This window comes from Pedobacter sp. MC2016-14, from assembly GCF_020991475.1.
GTDB lineage: Bacteria > Bacteroidota > Bacteroidia > Sphingobacteriales > Sphingobacteriaceae > Pedobacter.
In genome coordinates, this window is record NZ_JAJMPA010000001.1 from 1874629 (window position 1) to 1895491 (window position 20863).

A 20863-nucleotide genomic window follows, 5' to 3' on the forward strand; every position below is an offset into this window, starting at 1 on the left:
CAATGTCGGGGCCTTTGATTTCAGGAGTATGTTTATTAGTAGGTATTCAAGGCAGTAATTGCAGTTTGAACCTGTGCTTCTGTAGTTTCAGCAAGTGTTAAGGTAACGTTCATGTTCGCCGTAATGGTAATTTCAGACTCTGCATAGTAGTATTTGCCATCTTTGATAGAGAAAGATAACATCTTGCCCTCTACTCCAATTGGCATCATATTGTCGTAGCTTTTTACACTATTAGTTCCATTAGGCGTATAAATCTGGGCAGCTACATTACTGCCTTTGGCACAGAAGAATACAAAAGTTTCGCCGTTAAAGGCACGGAAAGAAGCTAAAGCACCTGGATTGTTTACCAAACTTACTGTAAGGGTAGTTTTAGGATTGGTATAGCTATAAAATACATCGCAGTTGATCCATCCTGTGGTTCCAAAGCTAAAGCTATAAAAACCAGCTTCAGGAAGTACTTCTTTTCCACCCACACCATTTGCTGCTCTAGGTGCGGCCCAGGCCATTTGATTGTTGTTGGCTTCGTTCAATGCAGCACCTTGTGGGTTTACACCTTCCCAAAGCTGTGTTACACCAGCACGTTTTGCCGGGATAGCCACTTGTATAGGTACGGTAAGACTGCGGTCTACGCTTACACCATTGGCTTTTACATCTACAAAGATAAATCCGTCTGATGCAAGTGGGGCTCCGGAAATGTGATTGGTATTGGTACCGCTAAATAAAACATCACTTCTTTTTAATACTTCCAGCGCTTCAACAGTAACATTGCCAGTAACTGCTACGCCACCAATTTTTAAAGATCCTGCGGGGAAAGTAATTTTACTACCACCTTTCAGCGTTACGGTTTGAGGAAGACTAGAAGCGTTGATTTGTATACTCTGTTTTTGTGGACCAAATGTTTGCACAAATTCTTGTGCATTGTTTGCACTGTTTACCGGAGCATTTCTGTCTTTTTTACAAGCAATAGTAAATAATAATATTGCTGCAATGGCCAGGGTTGATAGGTTTAAAGTTTTCATGGTTCTAGTTTTTATATTTTTTGCTTACTCTTTTAAGGCTTTTCAGCGTACGCCGTTTTTAACGTTGTTTGCATCTATATCAGTCGTACCTAAAATTTGTTACCCCCTTAGCGTAATATTTTTTTATTTTCTTACGAAAAGGGCCTGTATGTATAAAAAAAACGGTAAACGATCGCTTGCTGCGCCTGTCTGAAGGGACAGCCAAGGCAAGCTCCTCGTTTACCCGTTTTGTTTTGTTCCTTGCTCCAGATAAAATGAGCAAGCCAAGAGCAGGCCTTGTCCGGTAAGCCCTGTAAAACTTCCAATCTTTGAGGAAAAATCCTTTGCTTGCTGGGCGCAGCCTGCGCTTTTTATTTTGTGTTGGAGAAAAGGAGTAAACTAAGATCAGGCCTTGTCCAGTAAGCCTTGTAAAACTTCCAATCTTTGAGAAAAAATCCTGTGCTTGCCGGGCGCAGCCTGCGATAGTTTGCGAGTTTTATTTTGTTTTGGAGTAAACGAGTGAACTAAGAGCAGGCCTTGTCCGGTAAGCCCTTTAAAGTTTCCAATTTGGAGAAAAAGTAGTTGGGCTTGCTGGGCGCAGCCTGCGATAGTTTGCAAGTTTATTATTAACTTCGCTCATGACCAAAGCACTACATCCAGACCAGCGTTACCTCACTGCCCTGCTCAATAACGATACTGTAGTGATCAATGAGATTTATAAATTATGTTCCCGGCAGGTTCAGTCTTACATTTGCTTTAACAATGGTACCGCGGCCGATGCGGCAGATATCTTTCAGGAATCATTAATTGATATCTACCACCAGGCAAAAAATAAAGACCTTCAGCTTAGCTGCCCCTTTAATGCCTTTCTTTTTATGGTATGTAAACGTAAATGGATGAACGAACTGAAAAAAAGATCTTTAATACCGGTAACAAATATGGAGGAAGATGTATTTACAGTTGGTGATGATGCATTTGCACTTGCGGAAGACCTGGAAAAGCAAAAGGAACAAAGTGAACTTTTCTATACTGCCTTTGAAAAACTCGGACAACGCTGTAAAGAGGTGATACGGTGGAGTATGCAAGGCGAAGCGCAGGAGAAAATTGCCGAACAAATGGGCGTTACTTATGGTTATTTAAGAAAGAAGAAATCAGAATGTATGGCCTCCTTAATAAAATTGGTTCAATCATAAAACTACAAAAAGATGGACAACGAAATCATTCTACAAGCATCCAGGTATGCTGATGGCGAAATGAGCCTGGATGAAAAACAGGAATTTGAATCCCTTCTGGAGCAGGATCCAGAGCTTAGAGAGTATATAGAACAATACAAGTCCGCTTTTAAAGCTTTGTCCCGGCATCTCTCTCCAGATCAGGGTGTGGACGATTTGAAAGCAACGCTATCAGAGCTGAATGTCAGGTATTTTAATGAAGAAATTGTTGCTGTAAAATCCACTGGAAGAATACACAGGCTTTGGGTGCAACTGGCTGGTATAGCTGCGGTTTTGCTCATTGGATTAATGGTTTATGCACCCTGGCAAAAAAGTCTGTACGAACAGTATGGAAAAACCACTATGTCAGTTGCAGAACGCGGTGCTGGGCAGCAAACTGTATTGGAAAAAGCAGCAAATCTTTACAACGATAAAAAATATATAGAAGCAGAAAAATTACTGTCCGTTTATTACGAACTGAATCCGGAAAATAGCATCTCTTCATTTTATTATGGGCTTACGCTGATTGAGAACAATAAAGGAGACAATGCGAGAAAAGTGCTTGAAGAATTGTATGCAGGCGATTCGGCTTTCAAATTTGACGCAGCCTATTACGTTGCGATGAGTTATTTAAAAGAGCGTAAGCATAAAGAATGCAAGCTATGGCTTAGCAAGGTTCCCCGCGGAACTGCTAAATATACCAGTGCAAAAGAACTGGAAGCTAAATTATAAAATTGCCTTTACAAACAACAAAAGAGGGAGTTCATCATTAACGATGAACTCCCTCTTAGCGTTTAAAAGCAAGTGCTTATTTTCTGGTGTTAATACCCAAATATCTGTTCTAAGCTCAGTTTGGTAACAGGGCCAAATTTCTGCATATCGTCCATTTTTACTTTGTTTTCTGATGCTACAATACAGTAATTGTACGTTTTCCCTGCAATATGATTGGCATGGAAAGCCTTCACATCAGCATAAGTCAAAGTTTTTAAACTGTTATAGGTATCAATCCTCGAGTCATGGTCAAAGCCTAGTTTTTGATCTGCAAAATAGCTTTTAATGATGTCATCTTTGATAATCCTGTTGGTTTCTATGGTATTCAGGGCATTGCTTTTTGATGCATAAAAAGCCTTGTCAATTTGTGGTAACGTTGTTAGCAATTCATTCATACCCGCAACTGCCTCATTCATTTTATCTGCCTGACTGCCAATGTAGGCAACAATAGCATTCTCTTTCTCTTTTTGATCTGGTGAAGAATAATAAGCATAAGTGGAGTAAGCTAAGGCTTTAGACTCGCGAAGCGTCTGGAACACAATAGAACCCATACCGCCACCAAAATAGCTGTTAAAGAGTTCTACATTGCCGGCATCAGCTGCATTATACAAGCCATCATTGCGTACCCAATTGATTTCAGATTGTACCATATCGTAGTCTGCAAAATACACTTGATTTGCGGTAGTTGCGGCGTAATTGAATTTTACCGGATTAGCTGCAGGAGTAAAGGCACTTGGTAAAGGATGCAGTTTGCTCATTTCAGTGGTAAAGTCAGTTGCTGATTTTGGACCGTAATAGGTGATGGTATGCTTGTAATTATTAATGTTGTGTAAAATATAAAGCAACTCCTGGGTATTCATGTTATTGATCTCATCATTACTCAATACGGTATTTGTTGGGTTAACCGCACCATATCTTGCATAACTCACCAAGCCACCTAAAATTGCTTTTTTATTGGTTTTATTATTTTGTCTGGCTTTTAAGATGCTGCTTTTTAATTCTTTTAAGGCAGATTCATTGGCTTTACAATTCGCGAAAATGTGCTCCGTTAAACTAACCGCTTTATCAAAGTTCTCCTGTAATCCACTAATGTTAATGGTTACCACTTCATTCCCAACATTCATGCTATAGGTACAGGCAATGTTGTAAAAAGCCTTGCTAATTTCTTCTGCGGTATATTTATCAGTACTTAAGAAAGGCAGGTATTGGGCAGCATAAGGTAAAAGTTTATAATTGTAAGCACCCATGTCAAATTTGTACGATAGGCGGAAAATACTATTATCTGTGTTTTTAACACTAATTACATCAGCTATGCCCACCTTTCCAAAAGTAAGGTCTTTCTTATAATCTAAAAATTTAGGACTCACCGCCTTCAGTTTAGCATCAATGATACCTTGGGTAAAGGCAGAAGTTGCATCAACATTAGGATTGATTGGTGTAATCAAAGGCTTTTCAACCTTCAATACATTTTTATCTTCAGCCTTATGTTTATAACCCACTACATAATTGTCTTTAAAAAACTGGTTTGCAAAATCTACTACCTGCTTTTTGGTGATTTTAGCCATTGCATCCGGGCCATTTAAAGATTGGTTCCATTTGCTGCCACGGTTTAAAACAAATTCGCTCATCAGTGCATCTACACGGTAACTGTTTTCATCAAAAGCCTGCAATAAACCCAACTTGCTGTTGGCTACCGTGGCTTTAATCAAGCTTTCATCGAAGTCACCGTTTTTAAGCAATGAAATTTGTTCCATTAACAAGGCCTTTGCCTGTTCCAAAGTTTGTCCCTGCTTAGGCTGGGCAGACAGGTAGAAAATTCCATAGTCTTTCATTTGCTCGTAACCTGCACCGGCCGACAATACTTTTTGTGCCGTGTTTAAATTGATGTCTATCAGGCCAGCTTTTCCATTTGAGAGGATACTTCCAATAAGGTCAAGCAACAAACTTTGATTGGAATTCTCTGCATAACCACGATAAAAGATTTGTAGTTTTTCTGCCGTGGGCCCATTGATATCAACGGTTTGAATAGCCGTTAATGGTTTTTCAGGAGCAGGTTTGTACAATACAACAGGTTTGCTTTTCATGTACGCAAAAGCTTTGTCAATTTTCTTTATCAGCTCATCCGGGTTAAAATCGCCAGACATAATAACGGCCATATTATTGGGTACGTAATACGTGTCGTAATATTTTTGAATGGCTACCAGCGATGGGTTTTTTAAATGAGCAATGGTTCCGATGGTGGTTTGCTGACCATAATTATGGGTAGGGAAAAGGCGGCTTGACATCGCCTCGTACATTTTACTGTCATCGTTATCCAATCCGCGGTTTTTTTCTTCATAAACCGCTTCCAGCTCAGTATGGAAAATCCTCAGTATCGGTTTGCGGAAACGCTCTGCTTGCAGGGCCAAAAACGGATCTATGGCATTTGAGGGCAAATCCTCATTGTAAACCGTTTCTTCTACAGAAGTATGGGCATTGGTAGATTGTCCACCTAAAACTTTCATCATCTTATCGTATTCATTGGCAATAGAGATGTTGGAAGCTTCACCAGAAAGTTTGTCAATCTGCGCATAGATCTCTTTGCGCTTTACAGCATCTGTAGTTTTGTTATAGGTTTCGTACAGGGCTTGTATTTTATCCAGGTAAGGTTTTTCCTTCGCGTAATTTGTTGTGCCAAATTTATCTGTTCCTTTAAACAATAGATGCTCCAGGTAATGCGCCAGGCCAGTATGGTCAGCAGGGTCTTCATTGCTACCCGCTCTCACCGTCATCCTGTATTCGATATTTGGCGCTTTATTATTTTGCGAGAGGATCACCGTGAGGCCATTCTTTAGCGTATAAAACCTCGCTTTTGTTGGGTCGTTGGTTACATACTTATAGGTATACCCTCCGGATGTCGCGGTTTTCCATTGGTAGCCGGTTTGGGCCATTAAGCTGGAGCCCAGGATTAAAAAGCAAATCAGGGCTAAAAGTCTTTTATTCATCAGTTAGTAAGTTAGAATCTCAAATATAGATTGAAATTGGATTATTCGTGAATTTAATCCTGATTTCTTGTACTTTTACCATTCATTACAAAGCAATAAGTCATGACAAAACAACAGGCAAAACCTAATATTTTAGTAGTAAACGATGATGGTATTACGGCACCGGGAATAAAGAACCTGATTGAAGTAGTACGTGAATTGGGTAACGTTGTTGTAGTAGCGCCAGACGGACCACAATCTGGCATGGGGCATGCCATTACCATTGGTAAACCCTTAAGGTTTGATAAGGTAGATTTATACGAAGGTGTAGAAATGTACAAATGCTCTGGTACACCGGTAGATTGCGTAAAGCTGGCCGTAAATAAAATATTTAAAGGCAAAAAGCCAGATCTTTGCGTGTCGGGGATCAACCATGGTTTAAACAATTCCATCAATGTAATTTATTCAGGAACCATGTCTGCCGCGGTTGAAGGTGCTATTGAAGGCATCCCTTCCATAGGTTTCTCATTAGATGATTTTTCAGAAACGGCAGATTTTAGTCATAGCAAGAAATTTATAAAAGTAATTTGTGAAGAAGTACTGGCCAATGGATTGCCGCAAGCAACTCTGCTAAATGTAAATTTCCCGAAAGGTGCAGATTTAAAAGGGATTAAAGTATGCAGGCAAGCCAATGCCAAATGGGCAGAAGAGTTTGACGAGCGTAAAGATCCTTACAACAGACCGTATTACTGGTTAACAGGCGTATTTCAAAACAATGATAAAGGAGAGGATACGGACGTATGGGCACTGGAACATGGTTTTGTTTCTGTAGTTCCAGTTCAGTTTGATCTAACCGCTCACCATGCTATTCCGGTATTAAATTCATGGACATTTGATGTTAAGTAAAGTAAAAGATACAGTTTGGATGGGAATGGCAATAGGATTGGCCGTTCCGGGTGTGCTGGTGGGTATTACCTGGTTTGTAATGCATCAGGTTGCTTATCTTGCCAAAGCAGATTTATTGTTGATTGGTTGCATTGGCGTAAATGCGGTACTGTTAAAGCTGTTTTTTAAAGAAAATAAAGAAAATGCAGGTCGTGGAATTCTCAGCGTAACGTTTCTGTGGGCTTTCGCTTTCTTTTTTTATAAAGTTTCACAATCATGAACTATTACCTGATTGCTGGCGAAGCATCTGGGGATCTACATGGAGCTAACTTGATGCGTGCACTAAAAGTAGAAGATCCACAAGCCACTTTTAGGTATTACGGGGGTGATAAAATGCAGGCAGAAGGTGGAAAACTGGTTAAGCATTATGCAGAAATGGCCTTTATGGGGTTTACTGAGGTCATCTTGAACCTGCCAACAATTCTGCAAAACATGAAACGTTGTAAGGCAGATATTCTGGCCAACCGACCCGATGTGCTGGTGTTAATTGATTTTCCCGGTTTCAATTTAAGGATTGCAGAATTTGCGAAAGCCAATGGGATTAAGGTCGCATATTACATCTCGCCTAAAGTATGGGCATGGAACCAAAAACGTGTCCTTAAAATTAAAAAAGTCGTAGATAGAATGTTCTGTATCCTGCCTTTTGAAGTTGATTTTTATAAAAAATGGGGGATGGAGGTAGATTATGTAGGCAATCCTCTGCTGGACGAAAAAACATTGTTTTCACCCAACGCTGATTTTCGGATTCAGAACCAACTGGGGAAGACAGAGTTGATCGCTTTGCTGCCCGGAAGTCGTAAGCAGGAAATTGAACGTTTATTGCCGGCGATGCTTAGTGTGGTGTCTGAATTTCCAGATCAGCAATTTGTAGTTGCTGCTGCCCCGGGTTTTACAGCAGCATACTATGAACAGTTTTTTGCTGGTGCAGCTGTGAAGCTGATCTTTGGACAGACTTATGACTTGTTGAACGAAGCCAAGGCAGCTGTAGTCGCTTCAGGAACGGCCACATTAGAAACTGCGCTGTTTCATGTGCCGCAGGTGGTAGTGTACAAAGGCGGCAAAATCTCCATTGCGATTGCGAGAATGCTGGTGAACATCAGGTTTATATCATTAGTAAATTTGATTATGGACCGTAAGGTGGTCACAGAACTGATTCAGGAGGATTGCACAAAAGATAAAATCAGAACAGAGCTTAAAGCAATAGTAGATGGCCCTGAGCGTAAGCAAATGCTGGAAGATTATGCTGTACTTTCTCAAAAAATGGGTGCGCCCGGCGCCTCAGAAAAAACGGCAAAACTGTTACAGAAATACTTTAATACCTCTCATTAATTTAACATTGGCTTAATGTTGACTGTTTAATTTTGTGCCAAACACGGAATTAAGTATGTATCCTGAACTTACAGATGAAGCATTAACAGATCTTTTACGACAAAATGATCCTGTAGCTCTTGAAACACTATTTAAGCGCTACTACAAATCCTTATGCCATTTTTGTTCTCTATATACCAAAGATCATGAAATTGCTGAGGAAATTATTGCAGATCTTTTTATTAAACTTTGGGACAGTCGTTACGACGCTTCCATTTTAAAATTAAAGAATTACCTGTTTGTTTCGGCAAAGAACTTGTCACTCAATTACAATCAAAAGAAAAGGGCCCCTGTAGATTCCATCGAAGATCTTGAATTGCAACAGCATCTTTTTCAAGATGAAGAAACCCCATTTAAAATTCTATCTGGCAGGGAATCTTATAAACGTATTGTCGCTGTAATTGACACCCTTCCTCTCCGTCAAAAGGAGGTTCTACTGATGAGCCGTATCGATAACCTCGATAAGCATAAAATTTCCGAGATCTTAGGAATTTCTGTCCGTACGGTAGAAACCACTTTATATCAGTCCATCAAACAGCTTCGTTTGTTGCTGAAAGATTCCAATAGTTTTAATATTGGCAGTTAAAGTTTTCTTAATGTAACCTTAACAAACTTCGCTACGTATCTGGCTGCATAAATCTGTCTTTAGTTATAGACGCAGATTAAATGGAAGATAAAAGTTACAGGTTAATAGTTGAATATTTTGAGAAAACGATCAGTGATGATGGTTTAACTGAATTGCAGGAATGGATTGAAGAAAGTTTTGAAAATCTTGAGCAGTTTAGTGAAACTATAAAAATCCTGGAGGCTTCGAAATTATGCTTTCAGCAACCTGAGCAAATAGAAAAAAGTTGGGCACGTGTAGCTGCCCATGTAAAAAGAGAACAAAAACCCGTTAAAAAGTTAATTCAAAAAATCCAATGGCTGGCTTATGCTGCCATCTGCTTAATTGTTGGCACATCCGGATTTTTTGGGTATAAAGAGATTTTTAAAAAGGCACCTGTAACTGTAGAATATGCAGAAATCAGTAACCCTGAAGGACAGCATTCTAAAGTAGTTTTGCCAGACAACTCTATTGTAGATTTGGCTGGAGGAAGCCGCATCAGGTATGCGAAAAACTTTTTGGGCAAAAAGCGGTTCATTTATCTTGATGGCGAAGCCTTTTTTGATGTGGTGCATCTAACAAAAAGACCTTTTGTGGTTAAAAGCGGAACAATTGAAACGGTGGTGTTAGGTACCTCATTTAATATCAAAGCATTTGCTACTGAACATAAAGTGGCAGTAAGCGTTAAAACGGGTAAAGTTGGCGTGCTATCGGCCGGAGCAGGAAAACATGGGCTAATCAAGTTTTTGTTGCCAAATGAACAGATGGACATCAATACCACAACAGGGCTTTATACCTTTAGCAAAATAGATGCTTCAGCTATCGCATCCTGGAGAGTCAACCATTTTGTGTTTTACAATACCTCTTTAAAGGATATTGCACGTTCCCTCGAGCGCCATTACGGGGTAAAAATTGAATTTACAGATCCAGAACTTGGAAACAACAGGTTAACTGCCAAATTCAATAATATATCAATCAACGAAGTTCTTTCTAATATTATCAAGCTTTCTGGTTTAGCTTATGCTCAGGAAGGAAATCAAATTTTTATCTCAGATAATGATCAAAAAGGAGGAAGGATTATGAAGTAGGGCTACTTAAAATTTAAACAAGAAGCCTGGAATTGCTGGTCACAATCCAGGCCTTAGAAATAGGTATTTAAACTCAATAATGAATAAGTATAAATTAGGTAAATATATGAAAAAGTTATGGTTCTTAGCCATACTGCTGCTTTTACAAATGCCCTTTGTTGCATTTGAGGCTCAGGCACAAATAATTAGTAGAAAAATCTCTTTTGGTGCAGACGGAATTATGCTTAAAGAAGCATTTCAGCAAATAGAAAAGCTGAGCGGTTTGTCCATCAGTTACAACAATACCACATTAAACGATAAGAGAATAGTAAAAGTTGCAAAGGCAGAGCGGTCTGTACAGGCCACATTAAACCTGCTTTTAAGCGGCACCTCTTTTATAGTTAAGCAATCTAAAGATCAAAATATCATCATTGTTCCTGAAAACCAGGGTAAAGGAAAATTATCAGGGAGAATTGTTGATGTAGATGGACAGCCACTTCCTGGTGCTTCTGTTAAAATCCCTTCACTTAATGTAGCCACACAATGTCTTAATGATGGTACTTATACTTTAAACGTTGTTCCGGGTGTGTACACTGTAGAAATCAGCTTTATTTCTTTTGAAAGTATCAGAAAAGAAAATGTAAGGATAAATCTTGGTGCAACCACAACTTTAAATGCAACATTGAAAGGCAATGCAAATGATTTGAATGAAGTTGTAGTTACAGCATTGGGTATCAAAAGAGAAGAACGTTCTTTAGGCTATGCAATCACAAAAATTGACAGTACACAATTAACTAATGCAATTTCAAGTAACTGGACAGATGCCTTGTCCGGTAAGGTTGCAGGATTAAATCTTGTTCGAAATGGTGGACCTGCAGGTTCTAACAAAATCATTCTGCGTGGCGAGAACAACCTTACAGGAGACAATGAAGCACTAATTGTAATTGATGGCGTGGTGGCTTCAAGTAGCTCTCGACGTACTGCAGCTACGGGTGGAGGTGTTTATGGAACATCTGGAGATATTATGCCTGCGGATTTTGGTAGCGGACTAAACGATTTAAATCCCGATGACATAGAAAATGTAACTGTGTTAAAAGGCCCCGCCGCATCTGCTTTGTATGGGCAGAGAGGTGCAAATGGAGCAATTGTAATTACCACTAAATCTGCAACTAAGGATAGGAAGACAGTAGGAATTACTTTCACCTCTAACAATGCATGGGAGGAAGTAAACCGAGGGCCGGATAGACAACAGGAATTCGGTACTGGTACTTATGGTGTTTCCTATTTTTCTTATGGTGCAGGTGTAGACGGACCAAGCACAAATGGAACCAGTTCATCTTGGGGACCGTCGTTTGCTAATGGCGGAATGTATTATCAGTATGATCCTGAAACAAGAGCAAGAGGTATCAATAGAACACCTTGGGTGGCTTATGAAGATCCTATAAGTGCATTTTTCACCACCGGTTACGAATCTACCAATACGATAAGTTTGGATGGAACGTACAAAAAGGTAGGCATGCGTTTATCTGCGAGTCATGGAAGTAACGAGTGGATTGTACCGAATACAGGTCTTGACAGAACGAGTGTTGCCTTAAATGCTAATACTAAGCTCACAAAAAAGTTAAGTATAAATTTAAAAGCTCAATATAGTAACAGACATAGTGATAACCTACCTGCTACAGGATACGGTAACCAATCATTGATGTACTGGTTTATGTTTGCGCAACCCAATGTAAATGTAGATTGGTATAGAAATTACTGGGTACCTGGTAAGGAGTATCAGCAATTGTTGAACCTCACCACCACCAATCCTGAAAGTCCTTATGCAATTTCGGAGCAATATATAAATGCCCAAAGAAGAAATGGTTTATTGGGTAATGTTCAGGCTACCTATAAATTCACTAAAGAATTAAGCCTTATGGCTCGCACGTCCATCGACTTAAACAAAGATATACGCGAAACTCAACGTCCGTGGGATGCCTCTGGTAATAAATTTGCGCAGGGCTCTTATCGTATTGCAAACATAAATTCTTACGAAGTGAACGCTGATTTTATGTTAAAATATGATAAAAAAATCAACAAAGACCTACAGGTTACAACAACTTTAGGTGGCAGCCAAATGCGAAATGTCTATAATAAAATAGAAACCCGTGCAGATGGTTTAGTAATTCCAAATATCTATAGATTAGATAATAATCAAAATCCTCTGGTTTATGTACCTGACACAGCCAGATATAGAATTAACAGCTTTTATGCTGCAAGCTCAATTGGCTTTAAGAATTATTTATATTTAGACCTTACTGCCCGTCAGGATTGGAATAGTACTTTGGCAACCATAAAAAGGACAGATAATGTTGGATTTTTTTATCCTTCAGCCAGCTTAGCCTTCGTGGCGTCTGATTATTGGAAACTTCCGCGTGCCATTAGTTTCGCTAAATTCAGAGCTTCAATTGCGCAGGTAGGAAGCGGTAGTACCGTTCCTTACAGAACAGAATATAATTATTTGTCTGCAGCAGATGGAATTTATCCAGATAGTGCTTTAAATAATACAAGGTCATTGCCAAATGAAAACTTAAAACCCCTGATAACTACTACAATTGAATTGGGATTAGATTTGAAATTGTTTAAAAATCGGTTGAACTTTGATTTGGCAGTTTATTCCGGTAACACAAAAAACCAGATTTTAAATAGAATTGTAGACAAATCCACGGGATACAACTTTCAGGTGGTAAATATTGGTAGGGTAGATAATAAAGGTTTGGAGCTGGCAGTTAATGCGGTACCGATAAAATCCAGAAATTTTACATGGACAACCTATGCTACTTTCTCTGCCAACAGAAATAAAATTAAGGAGCTGGCTGATAGTTCTGTAGTGCTTCGTACAGGAGCGCTGGGAGGCGGTCAGGTGGTAGCAAATGAAGGGGGTAGTATGGGTGATTTGTATGGAAGAGGTTATCTGCGTTCTCCAGATGGACAAATTGTCTATAATCCAATTACCGGTGTGGCGCTTGAAAACCCTGAATTACTATATCTTGGTAATACTACACCTAAATTCAGGTTTAGCTTTGGTACAGGCTTTACTTATAAACAAGTTAGCTTCAATGCCTTGTTTGATGCCCAGCTAGGGGCGATCGGACACTCACTTACTTTCTCCAGAATGGCGTCGTTAGGCAAAAACACAGTTACTTTACCAGGACGATATAATGGCGTGATTGGCGATGGTGTGGTGCAAAACCCAGATGGTAGTTATCGTAAAAATGATGTAATTGCTACTGATATCGCAGCATATTATGAATCTGTATATGGAAGTGGTCAGGCAGAGGGAAGTGTTTTTAGAACAGATTATCTCAAGTTTAGAGAGGCGACGCTTGGATATGCTCTTAATAAAAGATTTGTCCAAAAGTTGGGCATGAGTAAGGTTACACTGAGTGTTTATGGTCGTAATTTATTCATCTGGTCTCCATGGCCGGCTTTCGATCCTGAGTTCGGTACACTGGCAGGATCAGACATCGTTCAGGGATTTGAAACAGGGCAATTACCCTCTACCAGAACATATGGTGTACGTTTAGTAGTCGGCATTTAATTTTATAAATTATGAAAACGAATAGAAATACATTTTTACATACGCTATTAATAGTATTCGGTTTATCAACTCTTTCATGCACGAAAGATTTTACCGAGATTAACATAGATCCCGTGGGTAAGAAAAGTAGCGAGGCTCATCAATTATTGGCTCCCGCACTTGTTAATATCCTAAATGCTAACATGTCACGGAATTGGAGTTTTAATAACCAGCTAATGCAGGTTACAGTAGAGATAAATGATTCTGAAGGTAGGGTTTTTCGTTACGATGTGAGAAGGACCTGGGCTGATTATACCTGGAACAACTGGTATGTAAATTTAACGGACCTTAAAGACATCTATGCCATTGCAAGTAAACCTGAAAAGTTAAATAAGTCCTATCAGGCAATATCACTTATCACGCAAACGTGGGGATATTCATTATTGACCGATACTTATGGAGACGTTCCGTATTCAGAAGCAAATATGGGCAAAGTGGATGTTATGGAGCCTGCTTTTGACAAGCAAAAGGATATTTATGCTGATATGTTTAAAAAGCTGGAAGAGGCTAATCAGTTATTAAAAGCAGGTACGGCTATTGTGGGTACCAGCGATCCGGTTTATCAGGGAGATCTTACCAAATGGAGAAGGTTTGGTAACTCCCTTTATTTGCGTTTATTGCTCCGTGCATCTGGGAAGGCCGAAGTTTCAGCTTCGGTTATTGCTAAGATTAAGGAAATGATAGATACAAATCCTGCTGAATATCCAATTATAGAAAATAATACACAGACCGCAAAAATTTTATGGAATGGAACTAACAGTAGTACTGCCGTTTATTCCTCCCCTTTTATGGTAAATATTCGTGCGGTTGATTTTAGAAGCATGCCCATTTGCGATTTCTTTTTAGGTAAGTTGGTTGCATGGGACGATCCCCGAGTATTGCCAGCCCTAGGCACTAGTGGTGTACCTCGCTTTGGTATAGATAAAGGTGCTGACGGATACGTGGGTATCCCAAGTGGTTCTGCACCAGGTTCAGGGATGGTTATACAAGCACATTTTAATTCTGATGCAGAGAGTAAATTAACTTTGCAAACTGATAAAAATACAGGGATTATTATGAACAGTGCTGAGGTGAATTTTATACTAGCTGAGGCAGCAGCAAAAGGATGGATAAATAACCCTGCTGAAAATTATTATTACAAAGGAATGTTTGAGGCAATCAATTACTGGATGCCGACTTATCTCACCGGCCCCACAGATGCTAAGTTTATAAGTTATGTAACTAATGCAAATTTAACATGGAATGCTGCTTTGCCACTGGAAAGTACCACTTTAGGAAGCAACAGTAAAATGGAAATGATACATATACAAAAGTACTATGCCATGTTTCTTGTAGATTTTCAGCAGTGGTTTGAATACAGACGTACTGGGCATCCAATTTTACCAAAGGGAACAGGCTTAGCTAATGGAGGTAAAATGCCCGCAAGGTTAAACTATCCACTTGTTACCCAATCTACAAATCCGACCAGTTATAAAAATGCAATAGCAGTTCAAGGTCCAGATGATATCAACACACTGGTTTGGTGGCAGAAACCCTAATCTTTAACACAAGATCATAAAAAGATGAAACAGATTTTAAACAAATATATACTAGTATTCGGAGCTTGTGTAGCTGTATTAACTGCGTGTAAACGCGATAGCGATTATTTGAAAAGTACACCGAGTCCGTATATTTCCAATTTGGATTTACGAAAGCTTTATAAAGGTGCTGATGTTACCTTAACTAAAGATATAACTGGGGAAGCCACTGTTGTGGCCGGCCAGGTTACTTCTGATCATTCTGGACACAATTTGCCTGAAGGTTTACTGTTTATCCAGAACTTAAGAATGGTAGGTAGTGGTATTGATTCGTTAAGGGGTATTGCCATAAATATAGGTGCTGCTGCTGCGGATTATGTGCCAGGTGATTCGGTACATATAACTATAGAAAATAGCGTACTGAAGCGTTCTGATGGTGTTTTGCAAATTACCGGAGTTTCTCCTTCAAACGTTAAAAAAGTAGCGTCTGGAGTTAAATTACTTTCGACGCCAATGTCAGCCGCCACTGTTCTGGGTAAGCCCGGAAATTTTGAAGGTTGCTTTGGGACAATGTACAATTGTAATTTTGAGCCTAATATTGGCATTGAGAAAGTGGAAGGCTCAAAGACATTCAATGACGGATCAGGTGATATGCAGATGTATGTGCGTGCCAACGCGAATTTTAAATCTGAATTCCTCCCTTATTCTGCTGAAATTACAGGAATTATAATTCCATCTTCAAGTACAGGTCTCCCTCAGATTTGTCCACGTGTGAAGAAGGATTTTTTCCCAACCAGTATTACTGTAGATGCATCCATTCCATTAGGTCCAAATCCTGCTGTTATAACAGGATACTTTGCTAATCCATCAGGTACAGACGCCAATTACGAATACATTCAGTTCATGGCAACTCAGGACTTGGACTTTAGGCAAAAACCCTTTACAGTTTATGCTACTAATAATGCGGGCTCAACAAATCCATTTCCTGTCAATGGCTGGAATACTGGCGGTGTGCGTACCTATAAATTCAACATAACAAGGGGCACAGTTGCAAAAGGTAAATTCTTCTATGTAGGCGGATATAAACAAATAGCTGGAGTAACCTCAACAGATATAAGCCAGGCGAATTGGGTGGTAAGTAAGCTTTACAATGATAATGATGGTGATGATGGAATAGGAACAAAAACTGCTAATCTCTTAGCAAACAGTGGGAATACTGCTGGTATCGCGATTTTTGCTACCAACGTTGTTGAACTAACTACCGCCCCATCTGATTGTGTATTTTATGCGGGTCAGGGAGGAAATGTATATGGAAATGGCGTTGGATACAGCGTCTGTGATAATGATCTATATAAAAGATTAAATGGAACCACAGCACAGCCATTCGTGGGACAGGGCACAAATACATTTAGATTTGTAGTTCCAGAGGATAGTAAGTTTAGCTATCTGGGTGGTGTGTATGATGCAACGCAAAAGAAATGGACAACCGTAAGGACCCATAGTGCAGTCACAATCGCCAAAGCTTCAGCTTTATCGTCAATTGAAGAAATGGAAGGTGCAACCCGCACTATAAATTAATATTACTAATGAACAGAAGATCATTTATACAAGGCTTAGGCCTCATCACAGGGAGCGCATTTATTGCGCTCCAATCTGATGCTTTCGCTAAATTAAAACACGGTGAAACCATTAAGGGAAAGGTTACTGCATCCGGGAAAGGAATTAAAGACGTGGTAATATCTGACGGCTATAGTGTAGCCCTAACAGATACAAACGGTAACTATTCCATTGCGCCGCATCAAAAAGCTGAAAGCTTATTCATGAGTACACCCGCGGGTTACGAATTTAAAACAGACTACAATGTAGTTCGTCAATACGAAGTGCTTGGCAGTAAAAACCAGTATGACTTTAAGCTGAAAGCTTTAAACAAAAAGGACGATAAACATAATTTCATCATTTGGGCAGATCCCCAGGTTAAAAATAAAAAGGATGTAAAACAAATGATGGATACTTCTGTACCGGATACCCTTGATGTGATAAAATCGCTGGGTAAGGACGCATTGGTACACGGTATTTGTGTTGGGGACATTGTCTGGGACAACCATGCATTGTATCCCGATTATAACGAAGCTGTTGCCGAAATGGGTATTCCTTTTTTCCAGGCACTGGGTAATCATGATATGGATTACCGTATGGGAGGAGATGAAACCTCAGACAAAACCTTTAAATTAAATTACGGCCCAACTTATTATTCCTTTAACCGTGGAAAAGCACATTATGTAGTGCTGGATAATGTAAGGTATTTGGGTACAGAGCGCAATTACGATGGCTACATATCTGAAGAACAGCTGGCATGGCTGGCAAAAGACCTTCAATATATAGCTAAAGATCAATTGCTGATCATTAACCTTCACATTCCGGTGTACAATCAGGTAAAGAACAACAAAGACTTTTACGCCGTTTTAGAAGGGTTTAAAAATGTACACATCATGTCTGGTCATACCCACTATAATGCCAATAACATTACCAACGGCATTTTTGAACACAACCATGGTACCGTGTGTGGTGCCTGGTGGACAGGCCCAATTTGTGAAGATGGTACACCACGTGGTTATGCTGTTTACGAAGTAAACGGCAACAAACTTAAATGGTATTATAAATCCACTGGTTTCCCGAAAGAACACCAGATTAAATTGTACGCAGATAGATTAACCAACCAAACTCGTGTAATTGCCAACGTTTGGAACTGGGACCCGGAATGGAAAGTAGAATATTTCCTGGATGGTAAACCGATGGGCAAAATGGAAAATCAAGTTGGATTAGATCCTTTGTCTGTAACTTTGTACCAGGGACCTGAGTTGCCTGCAGGACGTCATTTTCCCGAGCCACGACAAACAGACCATCTTTTTATTGCGCATTTTGATGCCGCTGTAAAAACCATAAAAGTAACCGCAACAGATCGTTTTGGCGAAAAATACACAACAGAAATAAACGCATAACATGAAATCTATAGCGCATATAGCGGGATTAGGCCTCATCACATTAATGGCTTTTAAAAGTATCCGGCAACACTCCGTAGCAACCGGATTTCCGGCCTTCGATACAGAAGCACACCGCGGTGGGAGAGGCTTATGGCCCGAGAATACCATCCTTGCTATGAAGGGGGCAGTTGATCTTGGTGTAACCACCTTAGAAATGGATACCCATGTTACCGCTGATGGGAAGGTGGTGCTTTCGCACGATGATTACTTAAACCCGCAATTTACGCTAAGTCCAGATGGAAAAGAATTTGCTCAACAAGAAGCAGAACAATTGATCTTGTACAAAATGAAATATGCTGACCTGCGCAAATATGACGTAGGCAGCAAATTTTATAGTAAGTTCCCCAAACAAGAAAAAATAAAATCCCATATCCCACTTTTAGCAGATGTGATTGACTCCGTACAGCAATACATAAAAGTAAGTGGTAAAAAACAGCCATTTTATAACATCGAAACAAAATGTGATGTAGCGGGCGACAATAAATTTAATCCGGAGCCTGAACAATTTGTAAAACTGCTAATGGATGTTGTGGTTCGTAAGGAGATTTTACCTTACGTTGTCATCCAGTCTTTTGATGTACGTACCATACAGCTCATCCATAAAAAGTATCCTGAAGTGCATGTATCTTATCTTGTTGACGATAACCACGGTCTTAAAACTTTTGAAAAAAGTATGGCCTTTTTGGGTTTTAAGCCTTATATCTACAGTCCCGCTTATAAAATGGTAGATGCGGCATTGGTGCAAAAGTGTCACGATCAGGGCATCAAAATTATCCCCTGGACAGTCAATTCAAAGAAAGAGATCACAAGTTTAAAGACTTTGAAAGTAGATGGGATCATTTCCGATTATCCAGATTTATTGGTCAAATAATCCAGAAATGCCTTCTGAAGAACAATTAGTTGGCAATCAGGTTGTTTTTTAATGCAAAATCATAGAGGGCAAGCGTAGAGTCCCCAATTTCCAGTTTCCGCATAATGTTTTTGCGGTGCGTATGAATGGTAAATTCAGACAGGTAGAGCCGGTCTGCAATGGCCTTGGTTTTTAAGTTCTGGCAAACCAGCCTGATGATCTCCACTTCGCGCTTGGTAAGCTTGTATTTTTTTAAAAAGTCGTCAAAGAAGGAAAAGCTAGAATTGGCTTCCTTTTCTTCCAGTGTCGGAAAAATCTGTTTGCCCGCCATTACCTTTAAAATGGTTTCCTCAAGAAGAGGAAGCTGGTCCGATTTAACCATATATCCGCTGGCACCTTTTAACCGGCAATCTTTAATCAATTCCGAAGAGTGGTAATTGGTTAAAATAATGATTTTAGCCTTAACGCCCCTGGCTTTTAGTTCATCCAGCGTCTTCAGCCCATCCAGACCGGGCATATTTAAATCCATCAAAATAAGATCGGTGCTTAAAAGTTGTTCCGATTGTAATAATTCCAGTCCGTTACTAACAGCGGCTATAATATTAAACCGGGAATCTTTTTTTAAATGCGCTTGTATTCCCTCTAAAACGATTGGGTGGTCATCGGCTAAAATCAAGGAAATTTGCATCGAAGGTATCATGGCAATAAAATAGATAGATTTCGCTATAAAGCTACTAATATTCGCTCTCAAACAGCTATTGAAAAAATAATTTTAAATTCTTTGGTAAAAACCTAAAGTTCTTTGCACTTGTCAGTATAAAACAACCAATATTGCGCATGAAATATCTATTATATACTGTTGAAGGGTTATTATCCGAAGAAAGTTTTGTGAATTACTGTCTAAATGAGCGACAAGAGGACATTCTTTATTGGGAAAAGCTCATAAAAGAATATCCGGAGCTGCTAACAAAGGTAAATGAGGCACGTACATTAATTTTATTGTTGTCTGGTGCTGCAAGTCCTGCTGTAAAAGAGCAAGAACTGTATAAGTTAAAAGCAGTGATAGAGCGTACCGAAACCATTCAGATACCTGTAGTTAGAAGGATGTACTTTCAAAAAGCAATTTGGTATGCTGCTGCGGTAATTTTAATCAGTGTTGGTGTTTTTGCCTGGTTTAATCAAACAGACTACAGCACAACGGTTCCATTGTTTCAGGAAAATACATTCAGTAGCCATATAAAAACAGGACTGGATGAACGTAAAACCATAACACTTGCAGATGGTACCGAAATTATCCTTAACGCATTATCGCAACTTAGGGTAGCACCAGATTACAACCAGCACAACCGTGTACTTTGGTTAAATGGAGAAGCACATTTTAAAGTAGCCAAAAATAAAGAAAAGCCATTTATTGTAATTGCTGGTAAAACAGCTACTACCGCATTAGGAACGTCTTTTAAAATCAATAACTATAGCAACAGTCCAGAAACTTCTGTTATGCTGGCCACTGGTAAAGTAAGCATTGGTGTGGTAAACGGACAACAAATTACCAATAAGCTGCAGTTGCTGCCAGGAGAAAAAGTAAGTGTAGCCGGCAAGCAGGAAAAAATGTTGAAAACAACTTTCAACCTCAGGGAAATTGAAGACTGGAACAGTCGTAGCCTGCATTTTTCAATGGCCTCATTAAAAGAGATCAAAACAGTACTTAAAACCATTTACGGCGTAGAAATTAACACCAGCAATCAACCCAAAACCCCAATAGCCTTTACCGGAGAATTTCACAATGAAAGTTTAACCAGGGTATTAGATGCTATCGGGTTCTCCAATCACTTTACCTATAAAATCAAGAATGAAAAAGTAACGTTCAGTTTCTATAAATAACCCAAAACCAACCACCTAAACCTAA

At 39.4% G+C, this 20863-nt stretch carries 16 protein-coding genes; 13 read left to right on the plus strand and 3 right to left on the minus strand.

Going from position 1 to position 20863, the window contains the following annotated elements; translation table 11 throughout:
• Window positions 1–35: 35 nt before the first annotated feature.
• A complete protein-coding gene (locus LPB86_RS07905; protein WP_230642221.1) occupies window positions 36–1019 on the minus strand; it encodes a hypothetical protein in 984 nt (327 codons plus the stop codon).
• 617 nt (window positions 1020–1636) lie between these two features.
• Here LPB86_RS07905 and LPB86_RS07910 point away from each other — a divergent pair.
• Window positions 1637–2191, plus strand: coding sequence for an RNA polymerase sigma factor (locus LPB86_RS07910; RefSeq protein WP_230642222.1), 555 nt, complete (start codon window positions 1637–1639; stop codon window positions 2189–2191).
• 12 nt (window positions 2192–2203) lie between these two features.
• Window positions 2204–2941 carry a hypothetical protein gene (locus tag LPB86_RS07915; protein ID WP_230642223.1) on the plus strand — a complete coding sequence of 246 codons (738 nt, stop codon included), beginning with the start codon at window positions 2204–2206 and terminating at the stop codon, window positions 2939–2941.
• 89 nt (window positions 2942–3030) lie between these two features.
• Here LPB86_RS07915 and LPB86_RS07920 read toward each other — a convergent pair whose 3' ends face one another.
• Window positions 3031–5964, minus strand: coding sequence for a pitrilysin family protein (locus tag LPB86_RS07920; protein ID WP_230642224.1), 2934 nt, complete (start codon window positions 5962–5964; stop codon window positions 3031–3033).
• 102 nt (window positions 5965–6066) lie between these two features.
• Between LPB86_RS07920 and surE the strand changes: the two genes are divergently transcribed.
• The 10 genes from surE to LPB86_RS07970 all read left to right on the plus strand — a co-directional run bounded on the left by surE (window position 6067) and on the right by LPB86_RS07970 (window position 18978).
• Window positions 6067–6849, plus strand: a complete 783-nt coding sequence (surE, locus tag LPB86_RS07925; RefSeq protein WP_230642225.1) for a 5'/3'-nucleotidase SurE — start codon at window positions 6067–6069, stop codon at window positions 6847–6849.
• Window positions 6839–7108, plus strand: a complete 270-nt coding sequence (locus LPB86_RS07930; protein WP_230642226.1) for a stationary phase survival protein SurE — start codon at window positions 6839–6841, stop codon at window positions 7106–7108. Before surE ends, LPB86_RS07930 begins: the two co-directional genes overlap by 11 nt.
• Window positions 7105–8217, plus strand: coding sequence for a lipid-A-disaccharide synthase (lpxB, locus tag LPB86_RS07935; RefSeq protein ID WP_230642227.1), 1113 nt, complete (start codon window positions 7105–7107; stop codon window positions 8215–8217). Before LPB86_RS07930 ends, lpxB begins: the two co-directional genes overlap by 4 nt.
• A 55-nt stretch (window positions 8218–8272) precedes the next feature.
• Window positions 8273–8842 carry an RNA polymerase sigma factor gene (locus LPB86_RS07940; RefSeq protein ID WP_230642228.1) on the plus strand — a complete coding sequence of 190 codons (570 nt, stop codon included), beginning with the start codon at window positions 8273–8275 and terminating at the stop codon, window positions 8840–8842.
• 80 nt (window positions 8843–8922) lie between these two features.
• The gene (locus LPB86_RS07945) at window positions 8923–9948 is read left to right on the plus strand and encodes a FecR family protein (protein WP_230642229.1); all 1026 of its coding nucleotides are present in this window, start codon (window positions 8923–8925) and stop codon (window positions 9946–9948) included.
• A gap of 79 nt (window positions 9949–10027) precedes the next feature.
• Window positions 10028–13510: a SusC/RagA family TonB-linked outer membrane protein gene (locus LPB86_RS07950; protein WP_230642230.1), complete on the plus strand. Its 3483-nt coding sequence runs from the start codon at window positions 10028–10030 to the stop codon at window positions 13508–13510.
• An 11-nt stretch (window positions 13511–13521) separates the two neighbouring features.
• Window positions 13522–15087 carry a SusD/RagB family nutrient-binding outer membrane lipoprotein gene (locus LPB86_RS07955; RefSeq protein WP_230642231.1) on the plus strand — a complete coding sequence of 522 codons (1566 nt, stop codon included), beginning with the start codon at window positions 13522–13524 and terminating at the stop codon, window positions 15085–15087.
• A gap of 24 nt (window positions 15088–15111) precedes the next feature.
• A complete protein-coding gene (locus tag LPB86_RS07960) occupies window positions 15112–16644 on the plus strand; it encodes a DUF5689 domain-containing protein (RefSeq protein ID WP_230642232.1) in 1533 nt (510 codons plus the stop codon).
• An 8-nt stretch (window positions 16645–16652) separates the two neighbouring features.
• Window positions 16653–18065, plus strand: a complete 1413-nt coding sequence (locus LPB86_RS07965) for a calcineurin-like phosphoesterase family protein (protein ID WP_230642233.1) — start codon at window positions 16653–16655, stop codon at window positions 18063–18065.
• A gap of 1 nt (window position 18066) precedes the next feature.
• On the plus strand, window positions 18067–18978 hold the full coding sequence (locus LPB86_RS07970) for a glycerophosphodiester phosphodiesterase family protein (RefSeq protein ID WP_230642234.1): 912 nt from the start codon (window positions 18067–18069) through the stop codon (window positions 18976–18978).
• A gap of 25 nt (window positions 18979–19003) precedes the next feature.
• Here LPB86_RS07970 and LPB86_RS07975 read toward each other — a convergent pair whose 3' ends face one another.
• Complete coding sequence (locus LPB86_RS07975; RefSeq protein ID WP_230642235.1) at window positions 19004–19708, minus strand: response regulator transcription factor; 705 nt, start codon at window positions 19706–19708, stop codon at window positions 19004–19006.
• Window positions 19709–19794: 86 nt separating this feature from the next.
• On the opposite strand from LPB86_RS07975, the gene LPB86_RS07980 reads away from it, so the two are divergent.
• Window positions 19795–20838 carry a FecR family protein gene (locus LPB86_RS07980; protein ID WP_230642236.1) on the plus strand — a complete coding sequence of 348 codons (1044 nt, stop codon included), beginning with the start codon at window positions 19795–19797 and terminating at the stop codon, window positions 20836–20838.
• Window positions 20839–20863 lie beyond the last annotated feature (25 nt).